Raw genomic sequence first — 19,524 nt, 5'->3', positions numbered from 1 at the left:
CCCTCCTGAAGATGTTTGGAGTGATTGATGTCCGAACTCCCGTGCGAATCCGAGCCGGTTGGCTTGTTCGCAGGACAGCACGTGCTCGCCGAGCTTGAAGGCGTGAGCCCCGAACTGCTCGACGACGAGCGGTTCCTGCGCCACGCGCTCGGTGAGGCGCTCACCCAGGCTGACGCCACGGTGTTGGAGGTGGTCTCCAAGCAGTTCGAGCCGCAAGGGGTCACCGTGCTGGCCCTGTTGTCGGAGTCGCACGCGTCCATCCACACGTACCCCGAGGTCGGGGCCGTGTTCGTGGACGTGTTCACCTGCGGCACGCGCGCCAAGCCCGCGCTCGCGGTGCAGTTGCTGGCCGAAGCGCTGGGAGCTGCGTCGGCACGGACGGACATGATCAGCCGGGGCCACCGCGTCCCCGCGCTCGTCGGTGAGGAGAAGGCGTCTTGATCCGCGAACCGCTCGCGGCCGGCATGACCAGGCACTGGGACGTCGACGAGGTCGTGGTCGACACCCGGACCGAGTTCCAGCACCTGGTGATCGCCCGCACGTCCCAGGGGTTGTCGCTGTTCTGCGACGACGACCGGCAGAGCACCGAGTTCAGCCAGCTCACCTACCACGAGGCGCTGATGGTCCCGGCGCTGCTGCTCGCCGACCGCGTGGACCGGGTGCTGGTCATCGGGTCGTCGGAGGGCGTGGTGTGCCAGATGGCGGTGGCCGCCGGCGCCTCGGTGGTCGACCACATCGACATCGACGCGCAGGCCGTACGGCTGTGCGCCGAGCACCTCCCCTACGGCTACACGCTGGACGAGCTGGCGCTGGCGGAGAAGGGCGAAGGCCCGATCCACGTCCGGTACATCGACGGCTACGAGCACATCCGGACCACGTCGGAGCGCTACGACATCGTCCTGGTGGACCTGCCGGACGAGCGCGAGGAGGAGGCGCAGCACAACCGCTTGTACGGCGCCGAGTTCCTGGCGATGTGCAAGGCGCTGCTCACACCCGGCGGCGTGGTCGTGTCGCAGGCGGGCTGCCAGACGATGTGGCGCAACACCACGCTGATCCGCATGTGGGAGCGGTTCAACGAGGTGTTCGACACGGTCGCGTACTACGGCTCGGACGAGCACGAGTGGGCGTACCTGTTCGGGCGCGCCGACGAGGTGGCCGACCCGACCGCGCTGATGGTCGAGCGGCTGCCCGGGTGCGGCTACCAGCCGGAGACGATCGACGACCTGGCGCTGGTGGGCAACTCGATCCCGCCGTACCGGGTCCGCCACTCGCCGGCCTGACGCGAGAGTCGTACCTCCACGACGCGAGAGTCCTGCGTTCACGACGCGAGAGTCCTACGTTCACGAGCCCTGAGTTCACCAGTCGACCGACCACTCGGTATGCCGAATGTCGAACTCAGGTGCTCCGAACGTAGGACTCTCGCGCGTTCAGCGTTGGACTCTCGCGCGTTCAGCGTTGGACTCTCGCGTTGGGTCAGGACAGGGCGCGGTGGAGGAAGTCGACCTGGAGCAGCAGCAGGTTCTCGGCCACCTGTTCCTGCGGGGTCATGTGGGTCACGCCGGACAGCGGCAGCACGGTGTGCGGGCGGCCCGCGGCCAGCAGCGCCGAGGACAGGCGCAGGGTGTGCGCGGCCACCACGTTGTCGTCCGCCAGGCCGTGCACGATCATCAGCGGGCGCTCCAGCTTCGGCGCGTCGGCGATGAGCGAGTTGGCGTCGTACACCTCGGGCCGCTGCGCCGGGTCGCCGAGGTAGCGCTCGGTGTAGTGGGTGTCGTAGAGCCGCCAGTCGGTGACCGGCGCGCCCGCGATGCCCGCGTGGAACACGTCCGGGCGGCGCAGCACGGCCAGCGCCGCCAGGTAGCCGCCGTAGGACCAGCCCCGGATGCCGACCCTGGTCAGGTCGAGGTCGGCCTCGGCGGCCGCGACCGCGTGCAGCGCGTCCACCTGGTCCTCCAGGGTGGCGCCGGCGAAGTCGAACGCGATCTCCCGCTCCCACGCCGGACCGCGACCGGGCGTGCCGCGGCCGTCGACGACGAGGACCGCGAAACCCTGGTCCGCCAGCCACTGCGAGGCCAGGTAGGCGTTGCGCGCCGACACGACGCGCTGCGCGTGCGGACCGCCGTACGGGTCGAGCAGCACCGGCAGCTTCGTGCCCGGCACGTGGCCGCGCGGGAACAGCAGCGCCGCCCGCAGGTCCCGCTCGCCGACGGTCAGCAGCCGCACGTCCGGCGTCAGCACGGGGGTTTCGGCGAACGTGCCGATCTCGCCGCCGGTCGACACGGTGACCTTCGACCCGAAGTGGTCCATCGACGAGCGGGACAGCACCAGCACGCCGCCCGCGCGCGTCGCGCCGTGCACACCGTCCTCAGTGGACAGTCGGGTGACCTCGCCGTCGCCGACGAGGAAGACGTGCGTCTGCGTCGGGTCGTCGGTGGAGGCGGTGACGAGCACGCCGTCCGCGGCCACGTCGAGCACCGCGCGGACCTGGAAGCCGTCCGGCGTCCGCGGCCGGTCGCCCACGACGAGCCGGTTCGCGTCGCCGATCGGCAGCACGCGCAGCAGTTCGCCGTCCGGCGTCCAGCGCGGCGCGCCCGGCACGATCTCCAGCCAGTGCGGGTCGGTGTCGTCGGCGACCACCTCGGTGGCGCCGGTCTCCACGTCGACCGCCAGCACCTGGACGCGGCGCTGGTCGCGTGACTGGACCTGCACCAGCGGCTTGCCGTGCGAGGTCCACGACACCGCGTTGACGTACGGGAACGCCTCGCGGTCCCACGTCACGTCGGTGCGGCCCGCCCCGAAGACCGCCAGCTCCACCACGGCGTTGGCCTCGCCGGCGGCCGGGTAGGCGATCTCGGCGGCGGGCGTGCCCGGGTTGGCCGGGTCGGCGATGTGCCAGCGCGGCACGGGCGCGTTGTCCGCCCTGGCCGCCAGCACGCGCTCGCCGTCCGGGGAGAACCAGTAGCCCCGGTAGCGGCCCATCTCCTCGGCCGCGATGAACTCCGCCAGGCCCCACGTGACGTCCGGACCGTCCGGCGACGCGACCACGCGGTCGGCGCCGGTCTCCAGATCCACCACGTGCAGCGCGCCGGCGGCCACGTAGCCGACCTTGCGGCCGGTCGGGTCCAGGCGCGGGTCGATCGCCGCGCCGGCCACCGGCAGCTCGCGGACGGCGGCGGTGGCGAGCTCGATCACGAACAGCCTGCCGGACAACGCGAACACGGCTTGGCGCGCCTCGCCGTCGGTGGCGTAGCCGACGATGCCGGCCGCCGACTCGCGGGTGCGCTCGCGGCGGGCCCGTTCCTCCGGGGACAGGTCCTCGGGGTCGGTCAGCAGGACGCCGGGGTCGGCCAGCAGCGTCTCGGACCGGGTCGCGGTGTCGAACGCCCACAGGCCGTTCGCCCGGCTCGTGGCCGTGGCGGTGCGGAGGAAGTACACCTTCGCGCCGTCCGGCGCGGCGGTGAACGTCCGGGGTGCGCCGAGGGTGAACCGCTGGGTGCGCGCGTGCTGGCGCGGGAAGGAGATCTCGTTGCCCACCCCGACACCCTATGTCCCCGGTGCGGGCCCAGGGGGGCGGGTGAAAGGGAAGCATCGGGCGCAGTTCCGGCCGGCGGCCCTCCCGACCCGCCTTTATGGTGACGTCGTGGAGTCGGACAATGGGCGGGCACAACACCGGACCATAATCGTCGTCGACGTGGAAAAGTTCACCCACGGCAGCCGCACAAATGCGGACCAACTGGTGGTCCGGGCCGTTCTCTACCGATCGCTGCGCCGGGCGTTCGGCGAATCCGGCATTCCCTGGGACTCGTGCCACCGGGAGGACCGCGGCGACGGCGTCTTCGTCCTGGTGCCGCCGGAGGTGCCGAAGACCCTGGTGGTGGAGCGGCTGCCGGGCGCGTTGGCGCGGGCGCTGGCCGAGCACGGCGAGGTCGCCGGGCGGGCCGGGGAACGGGTGCGGGTCCGCATGGCGGTGCACGCGGGCGAGGTCCACCCGGACCGGCACGGCTTCACCTCCGCGTCGATCAACCTGGCGTTCCGCCTGGTCGACGCGCCGCAGCTCAAGAGCGCCCTGGCGCGGTCGCCCGGTGTGCTGGCGCTCGTGCTGTCGTCGTGGTGCTACGACGAGGTGGCGTGGCACAGCCGGGTGGTCGACCCGCGCACGTTCCGGCGGGTCGACGTGGTGGTGAAGGACACCGCCGCCACCGCGTGGATCGCCCGGCCGGACCACCCCTACCCGCCCGCACGGGCCGGGAGGCCGGCGTGGCGCGGACGCGCGGCGGTGGTCCTCGCCTCGCTGATCGCGTTGTCGACGACGGCGGCGGCGGACCGCCCCGGCGCCCGGGGCGACACGGTCACCGGTCTCGGCGACGCATTTCCCGGTGACCGGGAATTCCTCGCCCACGTGGTCAACCTGGCGACCGGGAAATGCCTCGCCAGGAACGGCGCCTACACCCACCCGGACGATTCGGAGAAAGACGGCGAGGACATCTACCAATGGGAGTGCGCCGACTCGCACAACCCCGGCCACTTCGTGGTCCTGGCGCCGGTGGCGGGAGGCGACTGGGAGATCCGCAGCAGCGTGCGGGCGGACCTGTGCCTGGCGGCCGACGACGAGCCGGAGACCGACCAGCACTTCCGCGCCTGCCGTCCGGGTGACGACCGCCAGCGGTGGGGGGTGCGGCGGATCCGCGGGCGGGCGCCGGACGCGGTGGTGGTCGAGAACCGGGGCGCGGGCGGGTGCCTCGCCCACCAGGGCGGCCGGCCGGACGTGCACATCCAGGTGTTCCGGCGCGACTGCCGCCCGTTCGGGCAGGACGAGGTCGGCTGGTCGATCCGGCCGTACGCGATGCCGGGGCGCCGGTCGTGCGGCGAGCCGTGGCGCGGTCCGGTGCGGAACAACGGGACCGGGCGGCGCCTGGCGGACGGGACCGGGACGGCGTCGACGGCTCCCGCCGTGTCGATCGTCGCGGTCGACGAGTCCGCGCACGGCTGCCGGGTGTCGATCTCCGGCACGCCCGGCACGTGGGTCCTCGAGTCGCTGACCGGCGAGGACTGGGTCCGGGTGCACGCCGCGCGGGACCTCAGCGCGTGCCTGGCCGCGGTGGACGGCGGGGTGGCGGCTCGGCGGTGCGACGGGAGCCGGTCGCAGCAGTGGGAGCTGGGGTAGGTCCGACCCCTGTCTTCGGCGGCGGCTGAACCGCGTCGGCCGGGGGGCCGTAGTCGTCGGTGGAGCGATTGACGGACCAAGGAGGAGTGAGTGTGATCCGACGAAACCGCATCGCCATCGCCGTCGCGGGTGGCCTGGCCGCCGTGCTCGCGCTGGTCGTGTGGACTTCCAGCGCCACCGGCCTGCAGGGCCGGACGGTCGCGCAGACCGAGCAGGTCGGCGCCGCGGCCCAGGGCGACTACGGCGATGTTCAGGAGCCCCTGGCCCCTCCGACCAGCGAGGAGGCGGCGCCCGTCGAGGAGCCCGCCGCCGACGCGCCGGAGGGCCAGGCCGCGCCCGCGCCGTCCGGCCCGCAGGTCACGCTGGTCGGCAAGAGCGTGCCCAAGATGGGCGAGGTCGTGCAGGACGGCGACGGCCGCACGCTGTACCGGTTCGACAAGGACACGCCGGACCCGGCGAAGTCCAACTGCGAGGGTCAGTGCGCCGTGACGTGGCCTCCCGTGCTGTCCGACGGCACGCCGCAGCTCCAGGGCGTCGACCCGGCGCTCGTGTCGACCGTGAAGCGGGCCGACGGCACCGAGCAGGTGACGCTCGACGGCTGGCCGCTCTACACGTACGCGAAGGACGAGGCGCCGGGCCAGTGGAAGGGCCAGGGCGTGGGCGGCACGTGGTTCGTGGTGCGGCCCGACGGCAAGCGCAACGTCGAGTGCCTGCCGCCGGGGGTGACGCCACCCGCCGCCTAGTCCACTGTGTCCGGTCCGCTGTGTCCGGTCCCCTGCGCCACGCCCTGATCCCCCGGCCCGGGGTTGGCCGGGGGATCAGGGCGTCACGCAGCGAGTGCCACCGATGTCGCTGACCAGGCGCGATGGAAGAAGTCGGAGAACTTCCGAGGAGGATGTCGAGAACCGGTGACCGGCTCCGTCCCAGGGGTGTGAGCGACCAGAATGGGGTCGCACCGGCACCGAGGAGAACCACGATGGCCAAGTACCTGCTGCTCAAGCACTACCGCGGCGCCCCGTCGGCGGTCAACGACGTCCCCATGGACCAGTGGACCCCGCAGGAGATCACCGACCACGTGCGGTACATGAGCGACTTCGCGGCCAGGCTGGAGGAGACCGGCGAGTACGTCGACGGCCAGGCGCTCGCGCCCGAGGGGACGTTCGTCCGGTACGACGGCGAGGGCCGCCCGCCGGTCACCGACGGTCCGTTCGCCGAGACCAAGGACCTCATCGCCGGGTGGATGGTGATCGACGTTGACAGCTACGAGCGGGCCGTCGAGCTGGCCGGCGAGCTGTCGGCCGCGCCCGGCGCCGGCGGCAAGCCGATCCACGAGTGGCTCGAGCTGCGCCCGTTCCTGTCCGCGCACCAGGCCACCGCGGAGTGACGTCCGGAATGGACGCGCTCCTGCTCCGGAGCCTCACGCCGGGCGTGCTCGGTGTCCTCGTCCGCCGCGGAGCCGACTTCGCGGCGGCCGAGGACGCCGTGCAGGACGCGCTGGTGGAGGCGGTCCGCGTCTGGCCGGACGACCCGCCCCGGGACCCGAAGGGCTGGCTCGTCACGGTGGCGTGGCGCCGGTTCCTCGACGCGAGCCGCGCGGACGCCGCCCGGCGCCGGCGCGAGGACGTCCTCGACGAGGAACCGGCGCCGGGGCCGGTGCCCGCGGTGGACGACACGCTCCAGCTCTACTTCCTGTGCGCCCACCCGTCCCTGACGCCGTCGTCGGCGGTCGCGCTCACGCTGCGCGCCGTCGGCGGGCTGACCACCCGCCAGATCGCCCGGGCGTACCTGGTGCCGGAGGCGACCATGGCGCAGCGGATCAGCCGGGCCAAGCGCACGGTCGCGGGCGTGCGGTTCGACCAGCCCGGCGACATCGCCACCGTGCTGCGGGTCCTGTACCTGGTCTTCAACGAGGGCTACTCGGGCGACGTCGACCTGGCCGTCGAGGCCATCCGGCTCACCCGGCAGCTCGCGGCGGCGATCGACCACCCGGAGGTGGCGGGGTTGCTCGCCCTCATGCTGCTGCACCACGCCCGGCGCGCGGCCCGGACCGCACCGGACGGCAGCCTGGTGCCGCTCGCCGAGCAGGACCGCGGCCGGTGGGACACCGGGGCGATCGCCGAGGGCGTCGCGATCCTCCAGGCGGCGCTGTCCCGGGACCGGCTGGGCGAGTTCCAGGCGCAGGCCGCCATCGCGGCGCTGCACGCCGACGCGCGGACCGCCGAGGAGACCGACTGGGTGCAGATCGTCGAGTGGTACGACGAGCTGGCCGGCCTGACCGACAGCCCCGTCGTCCGGCTGAACCGCGCGGTCGCCGTGGGCGAGGCCGACGGGCCGCGCGCCGGGTTGGCGGCGCTCGCGGCCCTGGACGACTCGCTGCCCAGGTACACCGCGGTGGCGGCGTACCTGCGCGAACGCGACGGCGACCTCGACACGGCGGCCCGGCTGTACGCCGAGGCGGCCCGCCGGGCGACCAACCTCGCCGAAGTCGCCCACCTGACCCGTCAGGCGGCCCGGCTCAACGGCCGCCGGTCCCGCTGACGGGCGAAGGGCTCAGACGATGCGGACGGCGTCGGCGAAGTCCAGGCGCGGGTTGCGCGGGTGGGTGCCGGTGTGGTCCGGGTGTCCGATGTTGACGATCACCAGGGGCAGCTGCTCGGTGCCGGCGAAGAACTCGCCGCGCACGCCCTCCGCGTCGAAGCCGCTCATCGGTCCCGCGGCCAGCCCGGCCGCGCGGACGCCGACGATGAAGTAGCCGACCTGGAGCAGCGCGCTGGTCTTGGCCGCCTCGGTGCGCGCCGCGTCGTCCGCGAACACCGCCCTCGCGCCCGGGAAGTGCGGGAACGTGGTGGCCAGGTGCTCGTGGAAGTCGGTGTCGGCGGCCAGGATCGCGGTCACCGGCGCGGCGACGGTCTTGGCCCGGTTGCCCTCGGCCATGTGCGGCGCGAGGCGCGCCTTGGCGTCCTCGCCGCGGACGAACAGCACGCGCAGCGGCTGGCTGTTCATGGCCGTCGGACCCCACTTCACGAGGTCGTAGACGGCGCGGAGCTGCTCGTCGGTCACCGGCTCGTCGGTGAACGCGTTCGCCGTGCGCGCCTCGCGGAACAGCAGGTCCTGTGCGTCGCGCGGCAGTGCCAGCGCGTCGAGGGTCGCGGTCATGGTGCCTCTTTCGGTTGTCCCGTACGCGGGTTGCGCACGGGACAACCTCCAGTATTGGCGAGCTATTTCGTGTCGTCGTTCACAGGGTCGGGTACAGCGGGTGCTTCGCGGCCAGCACCTCGACCCGCGACCGCAGCTCCGCCAGGTCCGGCGAGGACCCCAGCGCCGCCGCGATCACGTCCGACACCTCGGCGAAGTCGGCCGCGCCGAACCCGCGCGTGGCCAGCGCCGGCGTGCCGATGCGCAGGCCGGAGGTCACCATCGGCGGGCGCGGGTCGTTGGGCACCGCGTTGCGGTTGACCGTGATGCCCACCTCGTGCAGCCGGTCCTCGGCCTGCTTGCCGTCCAGTTCGGACCCCACCAGGTCCACCAGCACGAGGTGCACGTCCGTGCCGCCGGTGAGCACCTTCACACCCGCCGCCGCCGCGTCGGGCTGGGACAGCCGCTCGGCGAGGATCTTCGCGCCCTCGACCGTGCGCCGCTGGCGGTCGGCGAACTCGGGCGACGCGGCGTGCTTGAACGCCACCGCCTTGCCCGCGATCACGTGCTCCAGCGGACCGCCCTGCTGGCCGGGGAACACCGCCGAGTTGATCTTCTTCGCCAGGTCGGCCTCGTTGGTCAGGATCACGCCGCCACGCGGGCCGCCGAGGGTCTTGTGCGTGGTCGTGGTCACCACGTGCGCGTGCGGCACGGGGCTCGGGTGCAGGCCCGCCGCCACCAGGCCGGCGAAGTGCGCCATGTCGACCATCAGGTACGCGCCCACCGAGTCGGCGATCCGGCGGAACTCGGCGAAGTCCAACTGGCGCGGGTACGCCGACCAGCCGGCCACGATCAGCTTCGGCTTGTGCTCGGTCGCCAGCCGCTCCACCTCGGCCATGTCGACCCGGCCGTCGGAGTCCGACACGTGGTAGGGCACCACGTGGTAGAGCTTGCCGGAGAAGTTGATCCGCATGCCGTGGGTGAGGTGGCCGCCGTGCGCGAGGTCGAGGCCCAGGATCGTGTCCCCCGGCTGGAGCAGGGCGAACATCGCGCACGCGTTGGCCTGCGCGCCCGAGTGCGGCTGCACGTTCGCGAAGCCCGCGCCGAACAGCGCCTTGACCCGCTCGATCGCCAGCCGCTCGATCACGTCGACGTTCTCGCAGCCGCCGTAGTAGCGACGGCCCGGGTAGCCCTCGGCGTACTTGTTCGTCAGCACCGACCCCTGCGCCTGGAGCACCGACACCGGCGTGAAGTTCTCCGAGGCGATCATCTCCAGCGTGCTCTGCTGCCGGTGCAGCTCGGCGGCGACGGCGTCCGCGACCTCCGGGTCGAACTCCGCGAGGGAGGTGTTGAAGTGCTCGGACATGTGTGGGGTCTCCCTTACGAGGTGCGCTTGTAGAAGGGCAGTGCGACGACTTCGACCGGCTCGTGCCTGCCGCGGACGTCCACCGAGAGCCGCGTGCCCGGCTCGGTGTTGCCGACGGTGACGTACGCCATCGCCACCGAGTAGCCCAGGGTCGGCGACAACGCGCCGCTGGTCACCTCGCCGATCCGGGCGCCGGAGGCGTCCAGCACCGGGTAGCCGTGCCGCGGCGCGCGGCGCGAGGCGGTCTTCAGGCCGACCAGCACCTGCTCGGCGCCCCGCTCGGCGACGGCGGCCAGCGCCTCGCGGCCGACGAAGTCACCCGGCTTGTCCAGCTTCACCACCCGGCCCAGGTTCGCCTGGAACGGCGTGCGGTCGCGGCCCAGCTCGTTGCCGTACAGCGGCATGCCCGCCTCCAGCCGCAGCGTGTCGCGGCAACCGAGGCCGGCGGGCTTGAGGTCGTGCGGCGCGCCCGCCTCGAGCAGGGCCTGCCAGACGTGCGCGGCGTCGTCCGGGGCGACGAACAGCTCGAAGCCGTCCTCGCCGGTGTAGCCGGTGCGGGCCAGCAGCACGGGCTTGCCGGCGACCTCGGTCGGGTACGACGCGTAGTACTTCACCGCGGCCAGGTCGGTCGGGGTGAGGCCGGCGAGGATGGCGGTGGCCTTCGGGCCCTGCACGGCGAGCAGCGCGTAGTCGGCCGAGGCGTCCGTGACGGTCGCGTCGAAGCCCTCGGCCCGCTCGACCAGGGCCGCGTGCACGACGGCGGCGTTGGAGGCGTTGGCCACGACGAGGTACTCGTCGTCACCGGCCGACGTGCGTTCCCCGGCGGAGTGCGCGGCGGGGTCGAGGCGGTACACGATCAGGTCGTCGATCACCCCGCCGTCGGCCTCGCAGATCATCGTGTAGCGGGCGCGGCCGACGCCGATCGCGGACGCGTGGCCGACCAGGGCGTGGTCCAGCGCGGCGCCCGCCTCCGGTCCGGTGAGCAGGATCTCACCCATGTGGGTCAGGTCGAACAGGCCCGCCGACGTGCGCACCGCGTGGTGCTCGGCCAGCTCGCTGTCGTAGCGCAGCGGCATCCGCCAGCCCGCGAAGTCGGTGAACATGGCCCCCAACGCCTCGTGTTCGGCGTGCAGGGGCGTGCGGCGGCTTTCCATCAGGCGGGCCCTCCCTGGGTGCGGACATGCCGATGGGCCGACCGGTCGGGTCGACGGGCGGGCACGTCCGAGAGATTCACGAGCGAAAGGATGACACGGTCCACCGGAGACTCCTCGTCGAGTGAGCCTCCCCCTCTGCCATGAGCCTGAGAGCTTCGCCGCCGGGTGAGGGCGGCTTGCACCGTGGGCGAGGCGCACCGGGTGCGCCTGCTTTCCAGAGTTGCCTTCGTCGCGCGGTACCTGGGCCTGAGAGATTCCGGGGAGGAGTTGCTCCTTCGGCGCCCCGCTCGGGGACTCTCCCGCGCGACATCGACGGCCGTGTTCAGTTGGTACCGCCAGACGCTAGGGGTGCCCGGCGGGCGGGGTCAAGCCCGGTCACAGGCTCTTCTCGGCCCGGACGCTCTCGACCACCTTGCGCTCGGCGTAGAACGACACGAACGGGATCGTGCCCGCGAGCAGCACCAGCACCGTGCCCTTGATCGACCAGCGGGACTTGAGCGCGAGGTCGACGGTGAGCACCAGGTACACCGCGTAGAGGAAGCCGTGGATGGGGCCGATGACCTGCACCATGCCCGCGTTGCCGCCCGCGTACTTGGCGATCATGCCGACCACGAGCAGCAGCAGGCCGACACCGACCACGTAAGCCATGAACCGGAACCTGGTCAACGCGCCGCTCATCGCCCTACCTTCGCTCACCGCTGGTCCCGCGCGTTGAGTTCGGCGAGCATGCGGTTGTAGGCCGCGAGCTCTTCGTCCTCGTCGTCCCGCACGGGCGCTCTGACGGGCTCAACGGTAACGACCGGCCGCGACGGCGCGGCCACCGGCTCCGGCGCGGCCTCGTCGGCGGCGCCGGCCGTCCCGGCGGCGGCCTCGGCCCGGCGGCGGGCGTCCAGCCTGCGGATGCGCCACACCATGAACGCGGGGAAGAGGCCGAACAGCGGCCACTGGAACACGTAACCCAGGTTCTGGAACGTGCCGCCGGCCTGGGAGAACCGGTCCCACTGCCAGTAGGCCAGGCCGCAGCACACGACCAGCGACGCCAGGCAGACGGCCCCGATGGCCAGGCGCTGGGGGGTGATGAGGCCTCGCACGCCTCAAGAGTACTTCGCACAGGGCTGGGGCTCCCCGCACGGGAGCCCGCACCCTCCAAGGCAAGGGCTCCTCGACCTCAGGAGCCCGCCCCGACTCGTCGGACCTAGGCCACGCCGTCCCGGCGTTGCCTCTGCAACCTGGCCACGCACCAGGCCGCCGCGCTACCCCGACGCAGGTGCTGGAGCACCGTCATCGGGCCGAGGCGACGACCGAGGTCGGCGGGCGAGAGCCCGGCCGCCCGGTAGTCGAGAGCGCGCTGGTCCAGCGGGCTGATGCCCGCGTCCCACCACTGCTCCGCCTCGGACAGGTCGCCCACCAGCTGCCAGTAGCTGGCGGCCGCGGCGAGCAGGGGCTCGGGCACCTCGGGCGCCCGCTTCCGCATCGCCGCCACGTACGCCGGATCCGCGGACTCGACCTTCACCAGGCCGCGGGGACCGCCATTCGCCCGCTGCACCGGGATCCCCGGCGCGGACGGCGGCGCTTCCGCGAGCCACGCGTCCTTGATCCGGTTCACCTCCTGCAGCTCGGCGTCGTCCGAGCGCTCAGCCGCCCACTGCCGCAGCAGCTCGTCGACTCCGGAGTCCTCGACCATTCTGCCTCCTCATCGGTCGAAGATCAGCCAATGCGACGCACCGTATTAGCGGGTACCGACAACCGCTAGACCCTGGTTTGTCAAAAACCCTGTTACCAGGGCGTTATAGCCCTCATTCCACCCGTACGGTGCAACGTTCAAGGGCCGCGGTCACCGATCGTGACCGCATTGAGCGGAGTTCGCGGGGTTGCCGCGCGTCCCCTAGGCGAAGAGGCTGCGAACGAAGGTGATGATCGACTCGGCGCCGGACTGGAGCCACCCGACCGCGGTCCGCACCGCTTCGGCGGACTCGTTCGGCTGGGTGATCAGGAGGAACAGCACCAGCGCGACCGCCGCCAGCGTCACCACCTTCTTGACGTTCACTGATCGGTCTCCGTCCGTCCGACTGGGAGGTGCGGCCGTGCGCCGCACCGGTCGTGTCAACGGCCATGGTCCCTCATTCACCCGGATGATGACGATCGAACCCGCCGCCGTCCCTCGACCGGTCGCACGAACACCACGCAACCACGCCTGAGGGACCCCAAGCGTCACCCGAACGGACGATCAAGGGGACCAGTGGTCCCGCCGATCACCAAGGTACGGGCCACTCGCCCACCCCCTGGCACGGACACCGAGGTTCTTCAGACACTGCCACCTCTGCACAGCCCATCACCTGATTGCGCCGAAGCACGCACCGAGCGTGACAAAGGCCGATGACGGCTGCCACTCATTTCCGTTACCCCTTCAGGTGATTTCGCGCGCCTTTTTCCTTGCTCGATCGGGTCATCACCCGATCACGCCGGACGCCCGCAGAGTGGCGATCTCGTCCTCGCCCAGCCCCAGCCCGGTCAGCACCTCGGCGGTGTGCTCGCCGACCGCGGGCGGCGGGGTCGGCGTGGCCGCGGGCGTGCGACCGAAGCGCGGCGCGGGCGCGGGCTGCGCCACCCCCGCCACCTCGACGAACGTCCCCCGCCCGGTGTTGTGCCCGTGCCCCGGCGCCTCCCCCGGCGCCAGCACCGGCGCGAGGCACGCGTCGGTGCCCTCCGCGAGCGCGGCCCACTCGTCCCTGGTCCGGGTCGCCACCGCGGCGGCGATGCGGGCCCGCAGCTCCGGCCAGTTCGCCGGGTCGTGCCGGCCGGGCAGCCCGGCGTCGGCGAGCCCCAGCACGACCAGCAGCTCGGCGTAGAACTTGTCCTCCAGCGCGCCGACGCTGACGAACCCGCCGTCGGCCGCCTCGTACACGTCGTAGAACGGCGCGCCGCCGTCCAGCAGGTTCGTCCCGCGCGCGCCCGGCCAGGCGCCCACCGACGACATCCCGTGCACGAACGTGGTCAGCAGCGCCGCGCCGTCGACCATGGCCGCGTCCACCACCTGCCCGCGCCCGGACCTCCCCCGCTCGTACAGCGCCGCCAGCACGCCCAGCGCCAGCAGCAGCCCGCCGCCGCCGAAGTCGCCGACGAGGTTGAGCGGCACGGTCGGCGGCGCGCCCGCCCGGCCGATCGGCTCCAGCGCGCCCGCCACCGCGATGTAGTTGATGTCGTGCCCGGCGCGGTCGGCCAGCGGCCCGTCCTGGCCCCAGCCGGTCATCCGGCCGTAGACCAGCCCCGGGTTGCGGGCCAGGCACTGCGCCGGGCCGATGCCCAGCCGTTCGGTCACGCCGGGCCGGAAGCCCTCGACCAGCACGTCCGACTCCGCGACCAGGCGCAGCACCAGCTCGGCGCCCTCGGGTCGGCGCACGTCCACGCCGATCGAGCGCCGCCCGCGGCCGAGCAGCGGCACCTCCGTGCCGCCGCCGACGCGGTCCACCCGGACCACCGACGCGCCGAGGTCGGCCAGCACCATGCAGCCGAACGGCGCGGGCGCGAGACCGGCCAGCTCGACGACCTTCAGCCCCTCCAGCGGCCCTGGCACTAGAGCGACCTCGCGATGATTTCCTTCATGATCTCGTTCGTCCCGCCGTAGATCTTCTGCACCCGCGCGTCCGCCCACGCGCGCGCGATCGGGTACTCGGCCATGTAGCCGTAGCCGCCGAACAGCTGCACGCACTCGTCCACCACCTGGCACAGCCGCTCGGTGGCCCACCACTTGGCCATCGCGGCGGTGGGCACGTCGAGCCGGCCCGCCAGGTGCTCCTGCACGCACTCGTCGACGAAAGCCCTGGTCACGCGGGCCTCGGTGGCGCACTCGGCGAGCTTGAACCGGGTGTTCTGGAACTTGATCAGCTCCCGGCCGAACGCGGTGCGGTCCTTGACGTAGGCCACCGTGAGGTCCACCGCCGCCTCGATGCCCGCGATCGACGCCACCGCGATGATCAGCCGCTCCTGCGGCAGCTGCTGCATCAGCTGGATGAACCCCTGGCCCTCGCCGGTGCCGAGCAGGTTCGCCGCGGGCACGCGGACGTCGTCGAAGAACAGCTCGGCGGTGTCCTGGCCGTGCATCCCGATCTTGTCCAGCACCCGGCCCCGGCGGAAGCCCGCCGCCTGCGCGGTCTCCACGACCAGCAGCGAGATGCCGGTCGCGCCCTGGCCGGGGTCGGTCTTGGCGACCACGACGACCAGGTCGGCCTGCGCGCCGTTGGTGATGAACGTCTTCGAGCCCGACAGCAGGTACTCGTCACCGCGCCGCAGCGCCCGCGTCTTGATGTTCTGCAGGTCGGAGCCGCCGCCGGGCTCGGACATGGCGATCGCGCCGACGTACTCGCCCGAGGCCATCTTCGGCAGCCAGCGCCGCTTCTGCTCCTCGGTGCCGTAGGCGTTGATGTAGTGGGCGACGATCCCGCTGTGCACGCTGTTGCCCCACGCCGTGTCGCCGCACCGGGCCTGCTCCTCCAGCAGCACGGCCTCGTGCGCGAACGTGCCGCCGCCACCGCCGTACTCCTCCGGGATGGACAGGCAGAGCAGGCCGACCCCGCCCGCCTGGCGCCAGAAGTCCCGGTCCACCTGCTTCTGCGCGGCCCAGCGCTCCTGGTGCGGGACGGCTTCCTTCTCGAAGAACGTGCGGGCCAGCTTGCGCAACTGGTCCAGGTCCTCGGTCATCCATGCGGAACGGCGAGTTGGCATGTCCCGACGGTCCCACCGGCCGGCCCGCGCCGCCATGACCGCAGCGCGCTGCGTCCGGGTTGATCGTGAGCGCAAAAGTCAGTGTCCGTCGTCGCCGCCGCGCGGCGACGGGCGAGGTCGCGCGGACTTGCGGCACACTGGGGTATGCGAGTGCGGCGGCTCGGGCCCGACGACTGGGCGACGTGGCGTGACATCCGGCTCAGCGCGCTGGGCAGCGACCCCGAGGCGTTCGGCTCGACGTTGGCCCTGGAGCGGCGGTTCGACGAGGCGCGGTGGCGCGAGCTGCTGACGCCGGAGCGCGGGGTGAAGGTCGTCGCCGAGGACCCGGAGCCGGTCGGGCTCGTCGCCGGTGTGCCGCACGAGGTCGACCCGACCGTGCTGTACCTGTACTCCATGTGGGTCAAGCCGGAGTTCCGGCGGCGGGGCGTCGGCGAGGCGCTGGTCGGCGACGTGCTGGCGTGGGCGCGTGAGCACGGGTGGGCGCGGGTGCAGCTGCGCGTGTTCCGGGGCAACGACACGGCCCGGCGGCTGTACTCGCGGCTGGGGTTCGCCGGCGAGGGCGAGATCATGGACCACCGGCTCGCCCCGGTGAGCTAATAAGTCACCTCGGCAGGTCATGGGCAACCGCGGCCGCGCTGCCTACCGTGGAGTACATGAGCGAAGCCTTGATCTTCGACGCGGTGCGCACACCGCGTGGCAGGGGAAAGCGCGGTTCGCTGCACAGCGTCAAGCCGATCACCCTGGCCTCCGGGGTGCTCGCGGCGTTGGCGCGGCGCAACGACCTGGACACCTCCGCCGTGGACGACGTGGTGTTCGGCGTCGTGTCGCCGGTCGGCGAGCAGGGCGCGGACATCGCCCGCACGGCGGTGCTCGCGGCCGGGTGGGACCTGCGGCCGGCGGGCATGCAGCTCAACCGGTTCTGCGCGTCGGGCCTGGAGTCGGTGAACCTGGCCGCGGCCAAGGTCGCGTCCGGGTTCGAGGACCTGGTGGTGGCGGGCGGCGTCGAGTCGATGTCGCGGGTGCCGATGGGCTCCGACGGCGGCGCGTGGATGGCCGACCCGGAGACCAACATGGCGGTCAACTTCGTGCCGCAGGGCGTGAGCGCGGACCTCATCGCCACGCTGGAGGGGTTCAGCCGCGAGGACGTGGACGCGTACGCGCTGCGCTCGCAGCAGCGGGCCACGCTGGCCCGGGACAAGGGGTACTTCGACCGGTCGCTGGTGGCCGTGGTCGACCAGAACGGCTCGGTCGTGCTCGACCACGACGAGGCGATCCGCCCGGAGACCACGCTGGACGGGCTCGGCAGGCTCAAGCCGAGCTTCGCGTTCCACGGCGACCTCGGCTTCGACGCGGTGGCCATCGACCGCTACCCGACCGTGGAGCGCATCGACCACGTCCACACGCCGGGCAACTCGTCGCAGATCGTGGACGGCGCGGCGGCGATGCTGATCGGCAACGAGCGCACCGGCCGCGAGCTGGGCCTCACGCCCCGCGCCCGGATCATCGCCACCGCGATCGTCGGCTCCGAGCCCACGATCATGCTGACCGGTCCCGCGCCGGCCTCCCGCAAGGCGTTGGACAAGGCCGGGCTGACCGTCGAGGACATCGACCTGTTCGAGATCAACGAGGCGTTCTCGTCGGTGGTGCTGAAGTTCCAGCGCGAGCTCGACCTGCCCGACGAGAAGGTCAACGTCAACGGCGGCGCGATCGCCATGGGCCACCCGCTCGGCGCGACCGGCTGCATGATCCTCGGCACCCTGCTCGACGAGCTGGAGCGCCGGGACCTGCGCCGGGGTCTGGCCACGCTGTGCGTGGGCGGCGGCATGGGCATCGCGACGATCATCGAGAGGGTCTGATGGCTATCCACTTCGAGCGGGACGACGAGGGCGTCGTCACCCTCACGATGGACATGTCCGGCTCGGCGAACGTGATGAACGCCGAGTACCACCAGGACATGGGCGACGCGGTCGCACGGCTGGAGGCGGAGCGCGACGACATCACCGGCGTGGTGCTGACGTCGGCCAAGAAGACGTTCTTCGCCGGTGGCGACCTGAACCTGCTGATCACGATCACGCCGGAGAACGCGGCCGACGCGCTCGGGTTCCTGGAGGAGATCAAGGGCCAGCTGCGGCGGCTGGAGCTGCTGGGCAAGCCGGTCGTCGCGGCGATCAACGGCAGCGCGCTCGGCGGCGGCCTGGAGATCGCGCTCGCGTGCCACCACCGGGTGGCCCTGGACGACGACCGGATCAAGCTCGGCCTGCCCGAGGCGACCCTCGGCCTGCTGCCCGGCGGCGGCGGCGTGACCCGGATGGTGCGGCTGCTCGGCGTGCAGCCCGCGTTGCCGCTGCTGATGGAGGGCAAGCAGCTGCGGCCGGCGCGGGCGTTGCAGGCCGGGATCGTGCACGAGCTGGCGTCCTCCCGCGAGGAGCTGATCGCCAAGGCGCGCGCGTGGATCAAGGAGAACCCCGCGCCGCAGCAGCCGTGGGACAAGCCGGGGTACGCGGTGCCGGACGTGCGGGTGGGCGACCCGAACCTGTACGGGCTGCTCGCCGCCGCGCCCGCCGTGCTGCGGAAGAAGACGCACGGCGTGTACCCGGCGCCGGAGAAGGTGCTGGCCGCCGCCGTCGAGGGCGCGTTGGTGGACTTCGACACCGCGCTCGAGATCGAGGCGCGGTACTTCCTGGAGCTGGCCGCGGGCCAGGTCGCCAAGAACATGATCACCACGTTCTGGTTCCAGCTGAACGAGATCAACGCGGGCGGGTCGCGACCGGCCGGGGTCGAGCGGTCGACGGTGACCAAGGTCGGCGTGCTCGGCGCGGGCATGATGGGCGCGGGCATCGCCGAGGTCACCGCCAAGGCCGGGATCGAGGTCGTGCTGAAGGACGTGACGCTGGAGGCGGCGCGGCGCGGCGCCGGCGACACGCCGGGCATCACGCCGACCGACTCCGACGCCGACCTGGCGGGCTGCGACCTCGTGATCGAGGCGGTGTTCGAGAACCGCGAGCTGAAGAACCGGGTGCTGCCGTCGGCCGAGGCCTCGGCGCTGCCGGACGCGGTGATCGCGTCGAACACGTCGACGTTGCCGATCACCGGGCTCGCGTCGGCGGTGGGCGACCCGTCGCGGTTCATCGGGCTGCACTTCTTCTCGCCGGTGCCGAAGATGCGGCTGGTGGAGATCATCCGCGGCGAGAAGACGTCGGACGAGACGTTGGCGCGGGCCTTCGACTACGTGCTGCGGATCGGGAAGACGCCGATCGTGGTGAACGACAGCCGCGGCTTCTACACGTCCCGGACGTTCGGCACCTACGTGACCGAGGCCGTCTCGATGGTGGCGGAGGGCGTGTCGCCGGCGTTGATCGAGAACGTGGCCCGGCGGGCGGGCATGGCCGTGGGCCCGCTCGCGGTGTCGGACGAGGTCACGCTGACGTTGCAGCTGAAGATCCGCGACCAGGCGTTGGCCGACGACCCGGCCGCGGCGGGCGCCTTGGGCGGGCACCCGGCGTTCAAGGTGCTGGAGGAGCTGGTCGCGGAAGGGCGCACGGGCAAGTCCGGCGGCGCGGGGTTCTACGAGTACCCCGAAGGCGGCCGGAAGTTCCTGTGGCCGGGGCTCTCGCGGTACGCGCGGGCCGACGCGGGCGTGACCGAGCAGGACGTCGAGGACCGGTTGCTGTTCATCCAGGCGTTGGAGACGGTGCGGTGCCTGGACGAGGGCGTGCTGACGTCCGTCGGTGACGCGAACGTGGGCAGCGTGTTCGGGTTCGGGTTCGCCCCGTGGAGCGGCGGCACCGTCCAATTCGTCAACTCCTACGGCCTCACCGGCTTCGTGGAGCGCGCCGACTACCTGGCCGACACCTACGGCGAGCGCTTCCGCCCGCCGACCTCCCTGCGCGACCGCGCCACCACCTCCACCCCCTTCTAACCCGCGAGAGTCCAACGTTCACGCGTCGAGAGTCCTACGTTCACGGACCCCGAGTTCAACGCTC

The 19,524-nt window shown here is 72.4% G+C and carries 19 protein-coding genes and 2 riboswitches; of the genes, 9 read left to right on the top strand and 10 right to left on the bottom strand.

Features of this window, described 5'->3' with window-relative positions; translation table 11 throughout:
- The first annotated feature begins 27 nt into the window (after nt 1-27).
- On the top strand, nt 28-441 hold the full coding sequence (gene speD, locus EDD40_RS31900) for an adenosylmethionine decarboxylase (RefSeq protein WP_123746219.1): 414 nt from the start codon (nt 28-30) through the stop codon (nt 439-441).
- Nucleotides 438-1,280: a spermidine synthase gene (locus EDD40_RS31895; RefSeq protein ID WP_211348271.1), complete on the top strand. Its 843-nt coding sequence runs from the start codon at nt 438-440 to the stop codon at nt 1,278-1,280. Before speD ends, EDD40_RS31895 begins: the two co-directional genes overlap by 4 nt.
- Nucleotides 1,281-1,473: 193 nt before the next feature.
- Here EDD40_RS31895 and EDD40_RS31890 read toward each other — a convergent pair whose 3' ends face one another.
- Nucleotides 1,474-3,534, bottom strand: coding sequence for a S9 family peptidase (locus EDD40_RS31890; protein ID WP_123746218.1), 2,061 nt, complete (start codon nt 3,532-3,534; stop codon nt 1,474-1,476).
- Between the two features lie 157 nt (nt 3,535-3,691).
- Between EDD40_RS31890 and EDD40_RS31885 the strand changes: the two genes are divergently transcribed.
- From EDD40_RS31885 to EDD40_RS31870, 4 genes are all read left to right on the top strand, one after another.
- Nucleotides 3,692-5,164: an RICIN domain-containing protein gene (locus tag EDD40_RS31885; RefSeq protein ID WP_148088965.1), complete on the top strand. Its 1,473-nt coding sequence runs from the start codon at nt 3,692-3,694 to the stop codon at nt 5,162-5,164.
- Between the two features lie 92 nt (nt 5,165-5,256).
- Nucleotides 5,257-5,907 (top strand): hypothetical protein, encoded by a 651-nt coding sequence (locus EDD40_RS31880; RefSeq protein WP_123746216.1) that lies wholly within the window; start codon nt 5,257-5,259, stop codon nt 5,905-5,907.
- A 233-nt stretch (nt 5,908-6,140) separates the two neighbouring features.
- Nucleotides 6,141-6,548: a YciI family protein gene (locus tag EDD40_RS31875; RefSeq protein ID WP_123746215.1), complete on the top strand. Its 408-nt coding sequence runs from the start codon at nt 6,141-6,143 to the stop codon at nt 6,546-6,548.
- 8 nt (nt 6,549-6,556) lie between these two features.
- Entirely contained in the window at nt 6,557-7,702 is a 1,146-nt protein-coding gene (locus EDD40_RS31870) for an RNA polymerase sigma factor (RefSeq protein ID WP_123746214.1), read from the top strand.
- 12 nt (nt 7,703-7,714) lie between these two features.
- Here EDD40_RS31870 and EDD40_RS31865 read toward each other — a convergent pair whose 3' ends face one another.
- The 9 genes from EDD40_RS31865 to EDD40_RS31830 form a co-directional block, all read right to left on the bottom strand.
- A complete protein-coding gene (locus tag EDD40_RS31865) occupies nt 7,715-8,320 on the bottom strand; it encodes a malonic semialdehyde reductase (protein ID WP_123746213.1) in 606 nt (201 codons plus the stop codon).
- A 79-nt stretch (nt 8,321-8,399) separates the two neighbouring features.
- On the bottom strand, nt 8,400-9,665 hold the full coding sequence (glyA, locus tag EDD40_RS31860; protein ID WP_123746212.1) for a serine hydroxymethyltransferase: 1,266 nt from the start codon (nt 9,663-9,665) through the stop codon (nt 8,400-8,402).
- A 14-nt stretch (nt 9,666-9,679) separates the two neighbouring features.
- On the bottom strand, nt 9,680-10,822 hold the full coding sequence (gcvT, locus tag EDD40_RS31855; RefSeq protein WP_211348645.1) for a glycine cleavage system aminomethyltransferase GcvT: 1,143 nt from the start codon (nt 10,820-10,822) through the stop codon (nt 9,680-9,682).
- 125 nt (nt 10,823-10,947) lie between these two features.
- Nucleotides 10,948-11,042, bottom strand: a riboswitch (glycine riboswitch).
- Nucleotide 11,043: 1 nt separating this feature from the next.
- Nucleotides 11,044-11,131, bottom strand: a riboswitch (glycine riboswitch).
- Between the two features lie 63 nt (nt 11,132-11,194).
- Entirely contained in the window at nt 11,195-11,497 is a 303-nt protein-coding gene (locus EDD40_RS31850; protein ID WP_123746210.1) for a DUF3817 domain-containing protein, read from the bottom strand.
- Nucleotides 11,498-11,511: 14 nt separating this feature from the next.
- On the bottom strand, nt 11,512-11,910 hold the full coding sequence (locus EDD40_RS31845) for a hypothetical protein (protein ID WP_123746209.1): 399 nt from the start codon (nt 11,908-11,910) through the stop codon (nt 11,512-11,514).
- 104 nt (nt 11,911-12,014) lie between these two features.
- Nucleotides 12,015-12,503, bottom strand: coding sequence for a helix-turn-helix transcriptional regulator (locus tag EDD40_RS31840; protein ID WP_123746208.1), 489 nt, complete (start codon nt 12,501-12,503; stop codon nt 12,015-12,017).
- A 201-nt stretch (nt 12,504-12,704) separates the two neighbouring features.
- A complete protein-coding gene (locus EDD40_RS42005) occupies nt 12,705-12,866 on the bottom strand; it encodes a hypothetical protein (RefSeq protein ID WP_170185260.1) in 162 nt (53 codons plus the stop codon).
- A gap of 402 nt (nt 12,867-13,268) precedes the next feature.
- Nucleotides 13,269-14,393, bottom strand: coding sequence for a CaiB/BaiF CoA transferase family protein (locus tag EDD40_RS31835; protein ID WP_123746207.1), 1,125 nt, complete (start codon nt 14,391-14,393; stop codon nt 13,269-13,271).
- On the bottom strand, nt 14,393-15,517 hold the full coding sequence (locus tag EDD40_RS31830) for an acyl-CoA dehydrogenase family protein (RefSeq protein WP_425471278.1): 1,125 nt from the start codon (nt 15,515-15,517) through the stop codon (nt 14,393-14,395). Before EDD40_RS31830 ends, EDD40_RS31835 begins: the two co-directional genes overlap by 1 nt.
- 168 nt (nt 15,518-15,685) lie before the next feature.
- Between EDD40_RS31830 and EDD40_RS31825 the strand changes: the two genes are divergently transcribed.
- Genes EDD40_RS31825 through EDD40_RS31815 form a run of 3 tightly spaced genes read left to right on the top strand, consistent with a single transcriptional unit; the run spans nt 15,686 to nt 19,460 of the window.
- On the top strand, nt 15,686-16,138 hold the full coding sequence (locus EDD40_RS31825; protein WP_123746206.1) for a GNAT family N-acetyltransferase: 453 nt from the start codon (nt 15,686-15,688) through the stop codon (nt 16,136-16,138).
- Nucleotides 16,139-16,194: 56 nt separating this feature from the next.
- Nucleotides 16,195-17,397, top strand: a complete 1,203-nt coding sequence (locus tag EDD40_RS31820; RefSeq protein WP_123746205.1) for an acetyl-CoA C-acetyltransferase — start codon at nt 16,195-16,197, stop codon at nt 17,395-17,397.
- Nucleotides 17,397-19,460, top strand: a complete 2,064-nt coding sequence (locus EDD40_RS31815; RefSeq protein WP_123746204.1) for a 3-hydroxyacyl-CoA dehydrogenase NAD-binding domain-containing protein — start codon at nt 17,397-17,399, stop codon at nt 19,458-19,460. The genes EDD40_RS31820 and EDD40_RS31815 overlap by 1 nt, the downstream gene beginning before the upstream one ends.
- The last annotated feature ends 64 nt before the right edge of the window (nt 19,461-19,524 follow it).

Source organism: Saccharothrix texasensis, from assembly GCF_003752005.1.
GTDB lineage: Bacteria > Actinomycetota > Actinomycetes > Mycobacteriales > Pseudonocardiaceae > Actinosynnema > Actinosynnema texasense.
This window is presented reverse-complemented; position numbering and strand designations above follow the sequence as displayed.

Coding starts and splice junctions, on each gene's coding strand:
- speD (WP_123746219.1), top strand. CDS start 28: ATGTCCGAACTCCCGTGCGAATCCGAGCCGGTTGGCTTGTTCGCAGGA.
- EDD40_RS31875 (WP_123746215.1), top strand. CDS start 6,141: ATGGCCAAGTACCTGCTGCTCAAGCACTACCGCGGCGCCCCGTCGGCG.
- EDD40_RS31870 (WP_123746214.1), top strand. CDS start 6,557: ATGGACGCGCTCCTGCTCCGGAGCCTCACGCCGGGCGTGCTCGGTGTC.
- EDD40_RS31865 (WP_123746213.1), bottom strand. CDS start 8,320: ATGACCGCGACCCTCGACGCGCTGGCACTGCCGCGCGACGCACAGGAC.
- glyA (WP_123746212.1), bottom strand. CDS start 9,665: ATGTCCGAGCACTTCAACACCTCCCTCGCGGAGTTCGACCCGGAGGTC.
- EDD40_RS31850 (WP_123746210.1), bottom strand. CDS start 11,497: ATGAGCGGCGCGTTGACCAGGTTCCGGTTCATGGCTTACGTGGTCGGT.
- EDD40_RS31840 (WP_123746208.1), bottom strand. CDS start 12,503: ATGGTCGAGGACTCCGGAGTCGACGAGCTGCTGCGGCAGTGGGCGGCT.
- EDD40_RS31830 (WP_425471278.1), bottom strand. CDS start 15,517: ATGACCGAGGACCTGGACCAGTTGCGCAAGCTGGCCCGCACGTTCTTC.
- EDD40_RS31825 (WP_123746206.1), top strand. CDS start 15,686: ATGCGAGTGCGGCGGCTCGGGCCCGACGACTGGGCGACGTGGCGTGAC.
- EDD40_RS31820 (WP_123746205.1), top strand. CDS start 16,195: ATGAGCGAAGCCTTGATCTTCGACGCGGTGCGCACACCGCGTGGCAGG.
- EDD40_RS31815 (WP_123746204.1), top strand. CDS start 17,397: ATGGCTATCCACTTCGAGCGGGACGACGAGGGCGTCGTCACCCTCACG.